Source organism: Pseudomonas sp. BS3782 TE3695, from assembly GCF_050435305.1.
GTDB lineage: Bacteria > Pseudomonadota > Gammaproteobacteria > Pseudomonadales > Pseudomonadaceae > Aquipseudomonas.
Window position 1 is genome coordinate 3,763,533 of the sequence record NZ_JBNDKB010000001.1, and the last position, 15,326, is coordinate 3,778,858.

The 15,326-nt window shown below is 56.6% G+C and carries 11 protein-coding genes; 4 read left to right on the top strand and 7 right to left on the bottom strand.

From position 1 onward, the window contains the following. Positions 1-86: 86 nt before the first annotated feature. From ABH909_RS17025 to ABH909_RS17045, 5 genes are all read right to left on the bottom strand, one after another. Positions 87-1,409, bottom strand: coding sequence for an ABC transporter substrate-binding protein (locus tag ABH909_RS17025; protein WP_429435238.1), 1,323 nt, complete (start codon positions 1,407-1,409; stop codon positions 87-89). A 321-nt stretch (positions 1,410-1,730) separates the two neighbouring features. Further along, entirely contained in the window at positions 1,731-2,636 is a 906-nt protein-coding gene (locus ABH909_RS17030) for an AraC family transcriptional regulator (RefSeq protein ID WP_429435241.1), read from the bottom strand. Positions 2,637-2,819: 183 nt separating this feature from the next. Continuing rightward, complete coding sequence (locus tag ABH909_RS17035; RefSeq protein ID WP_429435243.1) at positions 2,820-3,686, bottom strand: phospholipase; 867 nt, start codon at positions 3,684-3,686, stop codon at positions 2,820-2,822. A gap of 175 nt (positions 3,687-3,861) precedes the next feature. Next, positions 3,862-5,151 (bottom strand): glycosyltransferase, encoded by a 1,290-nt coding sequence (locus ABH909_RS17040; protein WP_429435246.1) that lies wholly within the window; start codon positions 5,149-5,151, stop codon positions 3,862-3,864. A 56-nt stretch (positions 5,152-5,207) separates the two neighbouring features. Further along, the gene (locus tag ABH909_RS17045; RefSeq protein WP_429435248.1) at positions 5,208-5,570 is read right to left on the bottom strand and encodes a response regulator; all 363 of its coding nucleotides are present in this window, start codon (positions 5,568-5,570) and stop codon (positions 5,208-5,210) included. A 259-nt stretch (positions 5,571-5,829) separates the two neighbouring features. Here ABH909_RS17045 and ABH909_RS17050 point away from each other — a divergent pair, with 259 nt between their 5' ends. The 4 genes from ABH909_RS17050 (at position 5,830) to ABH909_RS17065 (ending at position 11,849) form a co-directional block, all read left to right on the top strand. Next, complete coding sequence (locus tag ABH909_RS17050; protein WP_429435250.1) at positions 5,830-9,321, top strand: response regulator; 3,492 nt, start codon at positions 5,830-5,832, stop codon at positions 9,319-9,321. Beyond that, complete coding sequence (locus ABH909_RS17055; RefSeq protein ID WP_429435252.1) at positions 9,321-10,136, top strand: CheR family methyltransferase; 816 nt, start codon at positions 9,321-9,323, stop codon at positions 10,134-10,136. Before ABH909_RS17050 ends, ABH909_RS17055 begins: the two co-directional genes overlap by 1 nt. A 76-nt stretch (positions 10,137-10,212) precedes the next feature. Then, the gene (locus ABH909_RS17060) at positions 10,213-11,427 is read left to right on the top strand and encodes a hybrid sensor histidine kinase/response regulator (RefSeq protein WP_429435255.1); all 1,215 of its coding nucleotides are present in this window, start codon (positions 10,213-10,215) and stop codon (positions 11,425-11,427) included. 44 nt (positions 11,428-11,471) lie between these two features. Next, a complete protein-coding gene (locus tag ABH909_RS17065; RefSeq protein WP_429435258.1) occupies positions 11,472-11,849 on the top strand; it encodes a response regulator in 378 nt (125 codons plus the stop codon). A gap of 156 nt (positions 11,850-12,005) precedes the next feature. Here the strand turns inward: ABH909_RS17065 and ABH909_RS17070 are convergent, their stop codons facing one another. Next, positions 12,006-13,676, bottom strand: a complete 1,671-nt coding sequence (locus tag ABH909_RS17070; RefSeq protein WP_429435261.1) for a response regulator — start codon at positions 13,674-13,676, stop codon at positions 12,006-12,008. Beyond that, the gene (locus ABH909_RS17075) at positions 13,673-15,175 is read right to left on the bottom strand and encodes an ATPase domain-containing protein (RefSeq protein WP_429435264.1); all 1,503 of its coding nucleotides are present in this window, start codon (positions 15,173-15,175) and stop codon (positions 13,673-13,675) included. Before ABH909_RS17075 ends, ABH909_RS17070 begins: the two co-directional genes overlap by 4 nt. Positions 15,176-15,326 lie beyond the last annotated feature (151 nt).

Here is a 15,326-nt window from a genome sequence, read left to right on the forward strand (position 1 = left end):
GTCGCGAAGCGGCCCCAAAAATTTTGCGACTGCTTCGCAGCCGAGCGGGAGCAAGCTCCCTCGCCACACAAACCCACCCACAGTTGTTATTGCGCGGTTACTTTGGGATAACCGGCGCGCTTCATCTCACGTTCGGTGGTTGACTGGGCAGCGGTCAAAGCCTGGTCGACCGTGGTCTGGCCGATCAGCGCTGCCGAGAACAGCTTGCCGACCTGGGTGCCCACGGCCTGGAACTCAGGAATGGTCACCAGCTGGATGCCGATGTAGGGCACGGGCTTGAGGGACGGTTTACTCGGGTCCGCGGCCTTCAGCGATTCCAGCGTCACCTTGGCGAACGGCGCGGCACTCATGTAGGCCTCGGTGTAGGTCGAAGCGCGAGTGCCTGGCGGCACGTTGGCGATGCCGTCTTTTTCCGCGACCAGCGCACCGTATTCCTTGGACGTGGCCCAGGTGCTGAACGTTTTCGCCGCGTCCTTGGCCTTGGAACTGGTCGGAATGGCCAGCGCCCAGGAATACAACCAGGCGGAACCTTTGTCGGTGGTTTCATGCGGTGCGTAGGTGAAGCCGACGTGTTCGCTGACCTTGCTTTGAGCCTTGTCAGTGACGAACGAGCCGGCGACGCTGGCATCGACCCAGATCGCACATTTACCGCTGTTGAACAGCGCCAGGTTCTCGTTGAAACCGTTGCTTGATGCGCCGGGAGGGCCGGACTTCTTCATGGTGTCGACGTAGAAATTCAGCGCGTTTTTCCATTCGGGGCTGATGAATTCCGGTTTCCACTGCTCATCGAACCAGCGTGCCCCGTAAGCATTGGCGACGGTGGTGATCAGCGCCATGTTCTCGCCCCAGCCCGCCTTGCCGCGCAGGCAGATGCCGTACTGTTCCTTTTCTTTGTTGGTGAGTTTGCTGGCAAATTCGCTGATCTGGGTCCAGGTAGGGCGTTCGGGCATGGTTAGCCCGGCGTTCTTGAACAGGTCGGTGCGGTAATAAGTGATGGAGCTTTCCGCGTAAAACGGCAGGGCATAGAGCGCGCCCTTGACCGAAAGGCCTTCACGGACTGAAGGGAACACGTCGTCGAGGGCGTAACTGGCCGGCAAGTCCTTCATCGGTTCCAGCCAACCCTTGGCGCCCCAGAGTGCGGCTTCGTACATGCCGATGGTCAACACATCGAACTGCCCGCCCTGGGTGGCGATGTCGGTGGTCAGGCGTTGGCGCAAGACGTTTTCTTCGAGCACCACCCAATTGAGCTTGATGTCCGGATGCTCGGCCTCGAAGGTTTTCGAGAGTTTTTGCATGCGGATCATGTCGCTGTTGTTGACGGTGGCGATGGTCAGGGTCTGGGCGCCGAGGCTGACGCTACTGAGGGTCATGCAGGTAAGGGCAAGCAGAGCTTTTACAGAAGGTTGCATCATGCACTCCTTTTCTGCACCCGGCGGGTTACAGAAGGACAGTTATTGTTTTTGTGTCTTCCTGGGCAGGAAGAATGTGCGCTGATTACAGCCTTCAATCGATGGGCTGACAAATCATCCATCGCACTGTGACCGATACTTTTTTGCACTGGGGTTCAATGCGGGAAGCGCAGAGGACGGTGTTTTAGCGGTTAACCCTGATTGAATCCGTACAGGTTTATACGGCCGAAAATCAAAAGATCGCAGCCTTCGGCAGCTCCTACAGGAGTACGCATTCCACCTGTAGGAGCTGCCGAAGGCTGCGATCTTTTGATCCTGCTTTTAACCGTGGTTTTGCTCGGTCAAACGCTGCACCGCCAAGCGCCGGTAGTGTGACGGCGTCATGCCCTTGAGCTGTTGAAAGCGCCGGTTGAAGTTGGAAATATTGTTGAAGCCCGATTCGAAACACACATCGGTCACGGTTTTATCGCCATCGGCCAGCAACTCGCAGGATTTGCTGATGCGCAGGCGATTGACGAATTCAATGAAGCAGCGCCCCGTGGCCTGTTTGAACACTCGGCTGAAGTAGGTTGGCTTCAGACCCAGGTGCTCGGCGACTTCATCCAGCGGCAGTTCGCGGGCGTAATGGGCAAAGATGTAATCCACCGCCCGGTTGGTGCGGTCGATATTGTGTTCATCGGCCAATTGCGGCGTCGTCGCACCGGACAGCAACTGGTAGTCATCGGACGCCGCCAGCAACTCCAACAGAATGAAAAAATGCCCGAGCCGGGTCATGCCCTTGGTATCAGCGATGCGCTGCATCAAGGTCATGGCCTGGCGGATCGTGCGCTTGCAGCGAAACTCGATGCCGTACTGCGCGCGCTCCAGCAAGGGTGCAAGCGTCTTGAGTTCGGCGAACACCTGATGACCGCTTTCGAACAGTTCGTCAGTGAAATTGACCAGCATGTCGCGCTTGGGCACCACTTCATCTTCAGCCACTTGGCTGATCCAGTTGTGGGGCAGGTTGGGGCCGGTCAGAAACAGCGTTTCCGGATAGAAGTTGCCGATGTAGTCACCGATGAATACCTTGCCGGAGCTGGCGACGATCAGGTGCAGTTCGTATTCCTTGTGGAAATGCCAGCGCACCAAAGGGCAGGGGAAGCCGTGCTGGCGATAGATGATGGACAACCCGTTATGGTCGTCCATCAATTCGTAGGAAGGATCTGTAACTCTGGCTGGTCGGCTCATGTCAGGGCACTTTTATTGTTATCGCCCGTTGATCATGCCTCTTTCCAGGCTCACTGTGCCAGCCTGCGACACTGACCGTGGCTGCTCGATAGCGAATGGTGGTCGACGACAGCGACCAGAGGAACTTTCGTAGGGCGTCCCTTCAAGTTGTAGCGATGCCCTCGGCGTTCGGCGTGATGATCATTAGATTTTCTTGGCGGCTTTGTTCAGGTTTGCCGTTCGGCAATAAGAAACGATTCTCGAATCTTTAATAAAGTCGAAGTTGATGATGTTGCATGTTTCTGCCCATTTACTTTTTGCTGGATCAAACCACAGATCAAGATACTCAAGAATTCTTTTGGGGCCGCCTATGCTGTAACAGGTTGCGGAAAGCGACCAAAGTTCCCGCTGGTCGGGCGGGTTATTCATTACAGTGGCGATGTAATTTTGCAGGTCGTCAGTATTAACCAGATTTTGGTTGACCCATTTATGTTCGATTTTTTTGCAGAATATTGTGTAATCCAGATCGTAGTGCCGTGGGGCGGCGACCAATACTCGTTGTAATGGACTGATTTTCTTGAGTTGACCCAGGCTAAGATACTGGTTTGCGGCAGGTATTATCTGGTCGCCGAGATGCCTTAGCATCATCTCGTTGAAGTATTTGAAATCGAACGTCTCTTTGCCACCTTTCAGTTCGTGAAAAGCCAGCACAATGAATTCATCGTGGCTTCTTACGAGAAAAGCTTTTATTTCGCTGACGAGATCTTCCAGCGTGCGGGATGAGAGGTAATCGCCATGTTGGAAACGGAATTTGCCAAGTCCTGAAGCGTCGGCATCGTAAACCAATCGGATATCGAGCGCCCGAGAACCGCGGCTCAGCTGGGAAAAAAACGGGACGTCCTGACACGCAAGATAGTTGGGACCTGGAAAAAGCGCATAGGACGCTTCCCGGTCGCAGCCTGTATTATGAGTGCCTGGCAGGGTCAGTTCACGAAGCGATAAAGTGTCAATGGCTGGTGTGGCAGCCATCCAGTTATGATTTTCATAGTTGTTTAAATTGCTGGTGTTCATTAATGCGTCCTTGCATCAGCTTGATAAAAAAGCGCCACTTGTTATGAGTTGAATCAGCGTGGCGCTTGCAGCGTGTTTATAGTGGTTTTAATTTTGTTCGCCAAGATGCGCTTTGATGCCAAGTGTGTGGTCGAGAATGCTCTTGTTGTGTTCGGCGGGCGAAGTTCGGCATTTTTTAAATGCGATTTTTTGCTTCAATCCACTGCGCCATGTATTGAGTGCTTTTGTGATGATGATGGCGCAACATGCTGCCGGTAAAGTTATCCCTTCTAAGTTGTGCCAGGTGTTGCTGGCAATACAACAACTTCTCGATCAGCACCGGGCCATGTACCGCCGGCTGATAACGCTCGGCTAATAGCATCTGCCCATGGGATTGGGCGCTCGTCCAGAGGTCTTTGTCTTTATAAAGACGAACCGCACAATCGGCGAACTCACGCGCGGTACGGGTCACGGCCCCCGGCCACGGTTGTTCGCGGTGCATCGCTTCTGCGCCAATCGGAGTGGTGACATTGGGCGTGCCACACAGCATGGCGTCGACAATCTTGCCTTTGATACCCGCACCAAAGCGTAACGGCGCCAGGCAGACCCGCGCCGCAGACATCACTTGCAATGCATCTTCTGCCCAGTTCATCACATGAAACCCTTGGGCCGCATTGTGCAGGGCGGTAGCTTTGGGTGGCGTATAGGCGCCATAGATATGCAGTTGCGCCTCTGGCAGCTGCGCACGGATCAGCGGCCAGATCGTGGTTTTCATCCAGAGCACGGCGTCCCAATTGGGCGCGTGACGGAAGTTGCCGATACTGAGGAAATGCGCCCGGTCTTCAAAGGCTGGCGATGCGGTGGTCAGCGGTTCGACCATCAACGGGCACCAGTGCAGCAGTTGTTGCGGTAACCCGAACTGCTCCACCAGCAATTCAATCTCCACTTCGGAGATCATCAGGTTCAAGTCGCAGCGATACAGCGCGGCGATCTCCCGTTTCGCCAGATCGGTATCGGCCATGAGCTCGAACTCTTCGCGCAATGCAGGAGCGAACAACTCACCAAAATCATTGGCGTCATCACTGCCCTTCAAGCGTTCCTTGAGTCGCTGATGCCGGGCATGTCGCAGGCTTTGCAGGTCAGAGGTCTCCAGCACGCGCAAGGCGTCGGGGCAGTGTTTCTCTACTCGCCAGCCGAACTGTTCTTCCATCATGAACTGGTCGAACAACACGATATCCGGTGCCAGTTCACTGACAAAGGTATCGAAACTGCTGTTATTCAACTCGATCGGCACTTCGCGGATGCCCAGCGCAGTCAGATCCGCACGATGCTCACCAGTGCCGGCCGGGCTGCTGAAGGTGATGTCCCAGCCTTGCTGCAGGAACATATCGAGAATTTGCATCACATGCCCACTGGCCGCAGAAGAGCGGGGCTCGGGCCAGACGTAACCAATCACCAGGACTTTGGTTGCGCGGGGCTGACTCATTGACGGGTATTCCTTGAAGCGGGTAGGGAACGGAGAGAATGGGGGCGCGAGCAAAGTCAGGCCTTGAGGATGTCCTTGACCTTGTCCCGCAACTGATCGATAGAGAATGGCTTTCCGATGAGATACATGCCGTCCGGCACCTCGATGCTTTCGGCATAGCCGCTGGCGAACAGAATCGGCAACCCGGGACGCAGCATGCGCGCTTGCCTGGCCAATTCCCGACCGTCCATGACCGGCAACCCCACATCCGTCATCAGCAAGTCGATGTGCTGGTCTTCATCGTTGATGAACTCCAGCGCCGTTTCACAGCCGTCCGCCTCAAGCACCTTGAATTTGAGTTCCTCCAGCACATCGACGATCAGCTCGCGCACGATGGCATCGTCTTCGACGACTAGAATGGTGGAGGTGTCAGCGGACATAGTGGGGTTCTCAAAGGTTGAATTCGCGGTTGCCGGACAATCGAAACCGCCGGACTCCAGCATGGGTCAGTGACGAATCACGACAAGTTCCCGACGCGTTACAAAGACAATAGCCGCACCAGAGCCGCAGAGAATAACCGCTCCTTTGTCCCAGAGCAGCTAAATGCAGGTTTTTACCGCAAAACATGTCAGAAAAATGGATGAGTCCGGACGTTTTGGGGCAGACTCGATGCCTTTCAACAGCACGACAAGGCTTCCCATGACCTCTGCGTCTTCGGTTGATGAGCAACGATTCCGTAAACTCCTGAGCCGTAACGTCAGTCTGCCATTGGGCGTGGGCGTCATCAGTGCGGTTTTCTTCGTTTCGCTGATCACTTACCTGCTGTCAGTGATCCAATGGGTCCAGCACACCGACCGGGTGATCAATAATGCCAATGAGGCGATAAAGCTGACCGTCGATCTGGAAACCGGCATGCGTGGGTTCCTGCTCAGTGGCGACGAACATTTCCTCGATCCCTACGAGACGGCCAAGCCGAGAATCGCCGTCGCGCTCAATACTTTGCTCGAATTGACCGCTGACAATCCGGTCCAGACTGATCGTCTGCGCCGGCTCCAGGCCTTGCAGTTGGAATGGGCCAATTACGCGCAAGCGATGATCGATTTGCAGCGCGCCAACGGTGACTACCGTGGCGCCGTCAAGGCCGGGCGTGGCAAGCGACTGACCGACGAGATCCGCAAGCAGTTCGAAGACGTTATCGACCTGGAGCAGCAATTGCGTGCTACACGCAACGAGGAAGTGCGCCACACCACGATCTGGAGCATCGCCCTTTATCTGCTGTTCGTGGCCGCTATCAGCGGGTTACTGGCCTACATTGGCCGTCGGGACCTACTCAAACTGTCGCAAAGCTACAGCGCCAACCTTGCCGGACAACAGGCCAGTGCCCGGCGTCTGGAACAGCAAGCCTGGTTACGCAATGGCCAGACCGAACTGGCCGAACAAGTCCTGGGGCAACTATCGCTCAATGTGTTGGGGCGCAACATTTTGCAGTTCTGTGCCCAATATTTAGGCACGGCTGTCGCGGCGATCTATGTCCGTGAGGATCATGGTGGCCTGAAGCGTATCGCGTCTTACGGTTTTTCCCGCGAACAGGAAGCGCTTGAACAGCAGATCTACAGTGGTGAAGGGATTGTCGGCCAGGTGGCGCAACAGGCGCGTTTAATTCGTCTGGATCACGTTCCCGGCGACTACTTCAAAGTCAGTTCCGGCCTGGGCGAAGGTTTGCCGCATAGCGTATTGGTGGTGCCGACCAGCGATGATGATCGGGTCAATGGTGTGATCGAACTGGGTTTCTTGCGCACGCTGACGGATCGTGATGTTGAACTGCTCGAATTGATTGCCGGCAACATCGGCACCTCGATCGAGGCCGCCCGCTATCGCCAGCGCTTGCAGGAAGTACTGGCTGAGGCCCAGCAACTCAATGAAGAGCTGCAGGTTCAGCAAGAAGAACTCAAGAGCGCCAACGAGGAGCTGGAAGAGCAATCACGGATTCTCAAGGCGTCCCAAACTCACTTGGAAGCCCAGCAGGTGGAGCTGGAGCAAACCAACGAACAACTCGCCGAGCAGGGGCAGATCCTGGCCGCGCAACGCGATGCCATGGACCAGAAAAATACCGAGCTGAATCTGGCCCAGGTCGAGCTGCAGGCGCGTGCCGAAGAGTTGCAGCGCTCCAGCAAGTACAAATCCGAATTCCTCGCCAACATGTCCCACGAACTGCGTACCCCGCTGAACAGTTCGTTGATTCTGGCCAGGCTGTTGGCGGAAAACCCGCAGGAAAATCTCAGTGCCGAGCAGGTCAAGTTCGCCGAGTCGATTTATTCCGCCGGCAACGATTTGCTCAACCTGATCAACGACATTCTCGACATTTCCAAGGTCGAGGCCGGCAAGCTTGAGGTGCGAGCGGAAAACACCAGTGTCGCGCGTCTGGTGGAAGGCCTGCGTGGCATGTTCCAGCCGTTGGCTGCGCAAAAGAACCTGGATTTCCAGGTGCAATTGCTGGCCGACGCGCCGCTGATGCTGTTCACCGACCGTCAGCGCCTGGAGCAGGTGATCAAGAACCTGCTGTCCAACGCGGTGAAGTTCACCGAGAAAGGCACTGTCAGCCTGAGCGTCGCTGCTCAACCGGGCGAGGGCATTGCCTTTATCATCCGCGATTCGGGCATCGGTATCGCGCCGGATCAACAGGAAAGCATTTTCGAAGCCTTCCGTCAGGCCGATGGCACCATCAACCGTCGTTACGGCGGCACCGGCCTGGGGTTGTCGATTTCCCGTGATCTGGCCACATTATTGGGCGGCTCCATCAGCGTGACCAGCACGCCAGGGCAGGGCAGTGTGTTCACTCTGGTGCTGCCGCAGCACTATGTCGAACCGGATGAGGCGCCTGTCGAGGCGACGGGCGCCACCCCAGTTGCCGTGCCGAAAAATGCCGTGGTCGCTGCGCCTGGGCCGCTGATTGCCGACGTCGACATTCTGCGTTTCGACGATGATCGCAACAAGGCGCCATTCGCTACTCGCTGCATTCTGGTCGTGGAAGATGAGCCAAACTTTGCACACATTCTCTACGATCTGGCCCATGAACTGGGTTATCAATGCCTGGTGGCCCACGGCGCCGACGAAGGCTACGACCTGGCCATGCAGTTCCTCCCTGATGCGATTCTGCTGGACATGCGCCTGCCGGATCATTCCGGGCTGACGGTATTGCAGCGCCTGAAGGAACATGCCGAAACCCGGCACATCCCGGTGCACGTGATTTCGGTCGAAGACCGGGTCGAGGCGGCCATGCACATGGGCGCCATCGGTTATGCGGTCAAGCCCACCACCCGCGAGGAGCTCAAGGAGGTATTTGCCCTCCTGGAAGCCAAACTGACGCAAAAGGTCAAACGGGTCTTGTTGGTTGAAGACGACGATGTGCAACGCGACAGCATCGCCCGGTTGATAGGCGACGAGGACATTGAAATCACCGCTGTCGGCCTGGCGCAGGATGCGCTGGACTTGCTGCGCACCACGATTTTCGACTGCATGATCATCGACCTGAAGCTGCCGGACATGCTCGGCAATGACTTGCTCAAACGCATGTCCACCGAAGATATCTGCTCGTTCCCGCCGGTGATCGTCTATACCGGACGTAACCTGACCCGGGACGAAGAGGCCGAGCTGCGCAAGTATTCGCGTTCGATCATCATCAAGGGCGCTCGCTCACCCGAGCGGTTGCTGGACGAAGTGACACTTTTTCTGCACAAGGTCGAATCCCGTTTGTCCCAGGAGCGTCAGACGATGCTCAAGATCGCCCGCAGCCGCGACAAGGTTTTCGAGGGTCGTAAAGTGCTGTTGGTTGACGACGATGTACGCAACATCTTCGCGTTGACCAGTGCATTGGAGCAAAAGGGCGCCGTCGTGGTCATTGGCCGCACCGGCCGTGAGGCGATCGAGAAATTGAATGAAGTCGAGGACATTGATCTGGTGCTGATGGACGTGATGATGCCGGAAATGGATGGTTTCGAAGCCACCCTCGAAATCCGCAAGGATCCACGCTGGCGCAAGCTGCCGATCATTGCGGTGACGGCCAAGGCGATGAAGGACGATCAGGAGCGCTGCTTGCAGGCCGGTTCCAACGACTACCTGGCCAAACCCATTGACCTGGATCGCCTGTTTTCGCTGATTCGTGTGTGGTTACCCAAGATGGAACGCATCTAGTGGAGCGCGGTACCGACATCGAATTGCGCTTGTTGATCGAGGCGATCTACCTCAAGTACAGCTACGATTTTCGCGATTACTCCAGCGCGTCGATCAAACGCCGGGTCAATCACGCCTTGAGTCAGTTCGAGTGCAAAACCATCTCGGCGCTGCAAGAGAAGGTTCTGCACAGTCCGAGCGCATTCATGCAGCTGCTGCAATTGCTGACGATTCCGGTGAGTGAAATGTTCCGCGACCCTTCGCATTTTCTGGCGCTACGTCAGGAAGTGGTGCCACTGCTCAAGACTTATCCGTCGATCAAGGTCTGGATCGCCGGTTGCAGCACCGGCGAAGAGGTCTATTCGATGGCGATCCTGCTACGCGAAGAAGGCCTGTTGGATCGCACTATTCTTTATGCCACGGACATCAATCCGCATTCGCTGAATAAAGCGCGGCAGGGGATTTTTTCCCTGGAGAACGTGCGGGCCTACACTCACAACTACCAGCAAGCGGGTGGTCAGCGCTCGTTCGCCGATTACTACACGGCGGCCTATGGTTATGCGATTTTCGACAAGAGCCTGTGCGACAACGTGACCTTCGCCGACCACAGCCTGGCGACCGACAGTGTGTTCTCGGAAACTCAATTGATTTCATGTCGTAATGTATTGATTTACTTCAACAAAAAACTTCAAGGACGTGCGTTTGGCTTGTTTCACGAATCGCTGTGTCATCGAGGGTTTCTGGCACTGGGCAGTAAGGAAACCCTGGATTTCTCGGCCTATGGCAATCAATTTGAAGCATTGGTCAAATCAGAACGGATCTATCGCAAATCATGAATAGGGCTGTGCTGGATACTCATCGGCTGGATCTTCGCGGCATTGGCCGTCTGTTCGTCGAGGTGGAACGAATCGCATGTTGAGTAATGTCCAGGCCAAATTACTGATCGTCGACGATCTGCCGGAGAACCTTCTGGCGCTCGATGCATTGATCAGGCGTGAAGACCGTATCGTCTACAAGGCCTTGTCCGCCGACGAAGCCTTGTCGCTGTTGTTGCAGCATGAATTCGCCATGGCCATTCTTGATGTGCAGATGCCGGGCATGAACGGCTTCGAACTGGCCGAGTTGATGCGTGGCACGGAAAAAACCAAAAACATCCCGATTGTGTTCGTCAGCGCAGCCGGCCGCGAGCTGAATTACGCGTTCAAGGGCTACGAAAGCGGTGCGGTAGACTTTCTGCATAAGCCGCTGGATATTCATGCGGTCAAGAGCAAGGTCAATGTCTTTGTCGACCTGTATCGCCAGAGTAAGGCGATGAAGTATCAGGTCGAAGCCCTGGAGCAGAGTCGCCGGGAGCAGGAGGCGCTGCTCAAACAGTTGCAGAACACCCAGAATGAGCTGGAGCAGGCGGTGCGCATGCGTGATGACTTCATGTCCATCGTGGCCCATGAAGTCCGTACACCGCTCAATGGCCTGATTCTCGAAACCCAGTTGCGCAAAATGCACCTGGCCCGGAATAACGCTGCAGCATTCACGCTGGACAAGATGCACGCCATGGTCGACCGCGACGAGCGGCAGATCAAAAGCCTGATCCGCCTGATCGAAGACATGCTCGATGTGTCGCGGATCCGCACCGGCAAGCTGTCGATCCGCCCCAGCCGGTTTGACCTTGTACAACTGGTGAACAATCTTCTACAAAACTTTGCCCCGCAGGTCGAGGCCGCGCAATCGTCGGTCACCTTGACGGCGGAGCAGCCGGTGATGGGGCACTGGGACGAATTCCGTATCGAACAAGTGGTTTCCAATTTGTTGACCAATGCGCTGCGTTATGGCGCCAAGAGCCTGATCGACGTACGCGTGTACAATCAGGACGGGCAAGCGTGGGTTGAGGTTCAGGATCGCGGTATCGGGATCAGTGAAGAGGATCAGCCGCGCATTTTTCAGCAATTTGAACGCGTTTGCGCCAAGGCCGTTGTAGCGGGGCTGGGCCTGGGGCTGTTTATTTCGGAGCAGATTGTCGCCGCCCACGGTGGCTCCATCACCGTCGAGAGCCGGATTGGCGAAGGCGCCTTGTTTCGCGTTTGTCTGCCGGTGCAGGAAAACAGCCCGATAAACGCAACCTCTGAGTGACCGCAAGGTCGTATCAGCAGCTATTGACCGAACAAAGGCTTTCCATGAGTGAAGATGCACAAGATGTGGTACTGATCGTCGAGGATGACCCATCGATCTTGATGGTGCTGTCTGCTTACTTGTCGGGTGAGGGTTACCGGGTACTGCAAGCCGAAAACGGCGAGCAGGCCTTCGAAATTCTGGCGAGCAAACCGCATCTGGACATGATGATCACCGATTTCCGCTTACCGGGGGGAATCACTGGCGTGCAGATCGCCGAGCCCGCCGTGAAGCTGCGACCGGAGCTCAAGGTCATCTTCATCAGCGGTTACCCGCAGGAAATTCGCGAGACCGACAGCCCGATCACCCGCAAAGCGCCGATCCTGGCCAAGCCGTTCGATCTGGATGTGCTGCAAAAGATCATGCAGGACATGCTGTCCTGAAGACGGCTGGCCCCCCGTGTAGGAGCTGCCGCAGGCTGCGATCTTTTGATCTTTTGATCTTTTGATCTTTTGATCTTTTGATCTTTTGATCTTTTCGCGCCTGCGCGACGGCCCGGATCAAAAGATCGCAGCCTTCGGCAGCTCCTGCACGAGATCTCAGACGCTGATCATCTCCCGCACCTTCGCCGTCAACAAATCGAAAGTGAACGGCTTGGTGATCATCTGCATGCCCGGATCAAGAAAACCACCGCGCACGGCGGCGTGTTCGGCATACCCGGTGATGAACAATACCTTCAGATCAGGCCGATATTGCCGGCCGATTTCCGCCAGTTGCCGGCCGTTCATGCCCGGCAGTCCCACGTCGCTGATCAGCAAGTCGATTCGCTGGCCGGAGTTGAGTATCGGCATGGCGCTGTCGGCATCGCTCGCTTCAACGTAGGCGTAACCCAATTCACTCAATACGGCACTGACCAATACTCGCACTGCGGGATCATCCTCGACGATCAGCACGGTTTCGCCATCCCGGGCGTAAGGCGCGTGGTGGGCATCGATTTGGGTATCCTGGACCAGTTCGCCGCTGAAGCGCGGCAAAAACAGACTGACCGTGGTGCCTTTTCCGACTTCACTGTGAATGCTCGCATGGCCGCCGGACTGTTTGCTGAAACCGTAAATCATCGACAACCCCAGGCCTGTGCCCTGGCCAATGGGTTTGGTCGTGAAGAAGGGATCAAAGGCCCGGTTGATGGTGCTTTGCGGCATGCCGTAACCGGTATCGGTGACGCTCAGCACGATGTAATCGCCCGGTTGCAGATTGCTGTGCGCCGCGGTGAACGCCATGTCCAGATGCTGATTGGAGGTTTTGATCAGCAGCTTTCCGCCGTCGGGCATGGCATCCCGGGCGTTGAGCACCAGGTTGAGCAGGGCGCTTTCGAGTTGGTTGGGATCTGCCTCGGCCACCCACAGCTGCTCGTCCAGCTGCATTTCCAGCTGAATGCTCTCGTTGATGCTGCGTTGCAACAGCTCGTCCATGGACACCACAAGAGTGTTCATTTGCACCGGTTTTGAATCCAGCGACTGACGGCGGGAGAACGCCAGCAAACGATGCGTCAGGCCCGCTGCGCGGTTGGCGGAGGTCACTCCAAGATCGATCAGGCTGTCCAGGTCTTCGGTGCGTCCGCGCGCCAGGCGTCGACGCAGCAGCTCCAGACTGCCGATGATGCCGGTCAGCATATTGTTGAAGTCGTGGGCAATGCCGCCGGTGAGTTGGCCGACCGCTTCCATTTTTTGCGACTGCCTGAGGACCTCTTCGTTGCGGCGCAATTGCGCGGTGCGCTCTTCAACCTGTTGCTCGAGGGTTTCCAGAGTGTTTTGCAGGCGCAGTTCACTTTGGCTCAGGTCAATCAACCGGTCTCGGGCTTCATACTGCCGACGTCGCCCGCGCAACGCGGTGGTGACCAGGCTGATCAGAGTGACCGGATGGAACGGGCGCTCAAGGAAAGTCACGTTGCCCAACTGCGACCCGAGTCGCGACGCAGGGTTCTGCTCCGGGCCACCGTGATGGGTCAGCAGCACGATCGGCAGATCCGACCATGCCGGTTGCTGTTCGATCAGACTCAGCAACGGTTCAAGGTCGGCGCCCAATAAGGCCTCGGAAGCAATCACCAACAGGCCGGCACCTAGCGACAGCTCGTTGCACAACGCGACCAGATCCTTTGTGATGATCCCTTCGACTCCTGCCTCGTTGAGCATCATCAGCGCGATCTGGCTGTCGCGTCCCAACGGCGCAAGAATGATCGCACGCTCGGACATTGCCTCCATGGCCGTCACCGGGCATCTTCCTCAAGCAGCGGATTGCTCGCGCCCAGATAAGTGGGCACGCCACGCAATACACCCTGGAAGGCATCCAGTGGTTTGCCGATCGTCATGCCTCGGCTGCTGATGCGGTATTCGCGGATGGTCGATTCGTGGCTGCCGGTACGTTTCTTGATGATCGAGATCGCTCGGCGAACCTTGCCCAGGGCTTCGAAATAGCGCAGCAGAATGACTGTGTCGGCGAGATAGGTAATATCGACGGGGGCTTGCATGTCACCGACCAGCCCATGTTGGGCGACGGTCATGAAGGTCGCGGCGCCTTGGCGATTGAGGTACAGCAGCAACTCGTGCATGTGCAGCACCAGCGCATTTTCTTCAGGCATTGCCGCCTGATAGCCGTTGATACTGTCGATCACCACGGTTTTGATATTGCCCTCATCAACACAACGACGAACCCGGTAGGAGAATTCGCCGGGAGACAATTCGGCGGCGTCCACTTGCTCGATCAGCAAGTTGCCGGTTGCTTCCAGGGCCTTCAAGTCGATGCCGATGTTTTTCATCCGCTCGAACAGCAGCCCAAGTTCTTCATCGAAAATGAACAACGCGGCTTTTTCGCCACGGGCCACCGCCGCAGCGGCGAAGATCATCGAGATCAGCGATTTTCCGGTACCGGCCGGGCCGAGGATCAGAGTGCTGGACCCCGTCTCGATACCGCCACCAAGCAGGGCATCCATTTCCGGGATGCCACTGGTCAACTGCTGGCGGATATAACGGCCGCGATGTTCGGCTGCCACCAGGCGCGGGAAGACATGCACGCCGTCACCCATGATGGTGAAGTCATGGAAACCACCCCGGTACTTTTGGCCGCGATACTTCACCACGCGGATGCGCCGGCGTTCGGCGCCGTAGTTGGGCGTCAATTCTTCGAGACGAATAACCCCGTGGGCCACACTGTGCACGGTTTTGTCGAGGGCCTCGGTGGTCAGGTCATCCAGCAGCAGTACCGTGGCTTCGTAGCGCACGAAGTAATGCTTGATGGCCAGAATCTGCCGACGGTAGCGCAAAGAGCTTTGAGCCAACAGGCGGATTTCAGACAAGCTGTCGACCACCACGCGGGTCGGTTTGACCCGTTCGACCGCTTCGAAAATCTGTTTGGTGGCTTCACCCAGCTCCAGGTCCGAAGAATACAGCAGACTCTGCTGATGCTCGGCATTGAGCAGGCTTTCCGGCGGGGTGAGCTCGAAGATGTGGATGTTCTCGTCCAGCTCCCAGCCGTGGGACAACGCCCCTTGGCGCAGCTCGCGCTCGGTTTCCGAAAGAGTGATGTACAACGAGCGCTCGCCGGCATGGGCGCCAGCCAGCAAAAAATGCAATGCGACGGTGGTTTTGCCGGTTCCGGGTTCACCCTCCAGCAAGAACACGTGGCCGCGGGACAATCCACCGGCCAGGATATCATCCAGACCTTCAATGCCGGTGGCGGCTTTTGCACTGATCAACTCGTTAGATATAGACAAGAAATGCCCTCTCATGACTAGGGGAAGCGAGGCTACAGGCTGAAAGTGCCTGAGTGGACTGCCTGATCACTTGACCCTTCGCCGAGACGGCGGTTCAACCTTTTGCTGCTCTGATTTATAGCAGCTGTCGAAGGCTGCGTTCGGGGACGCT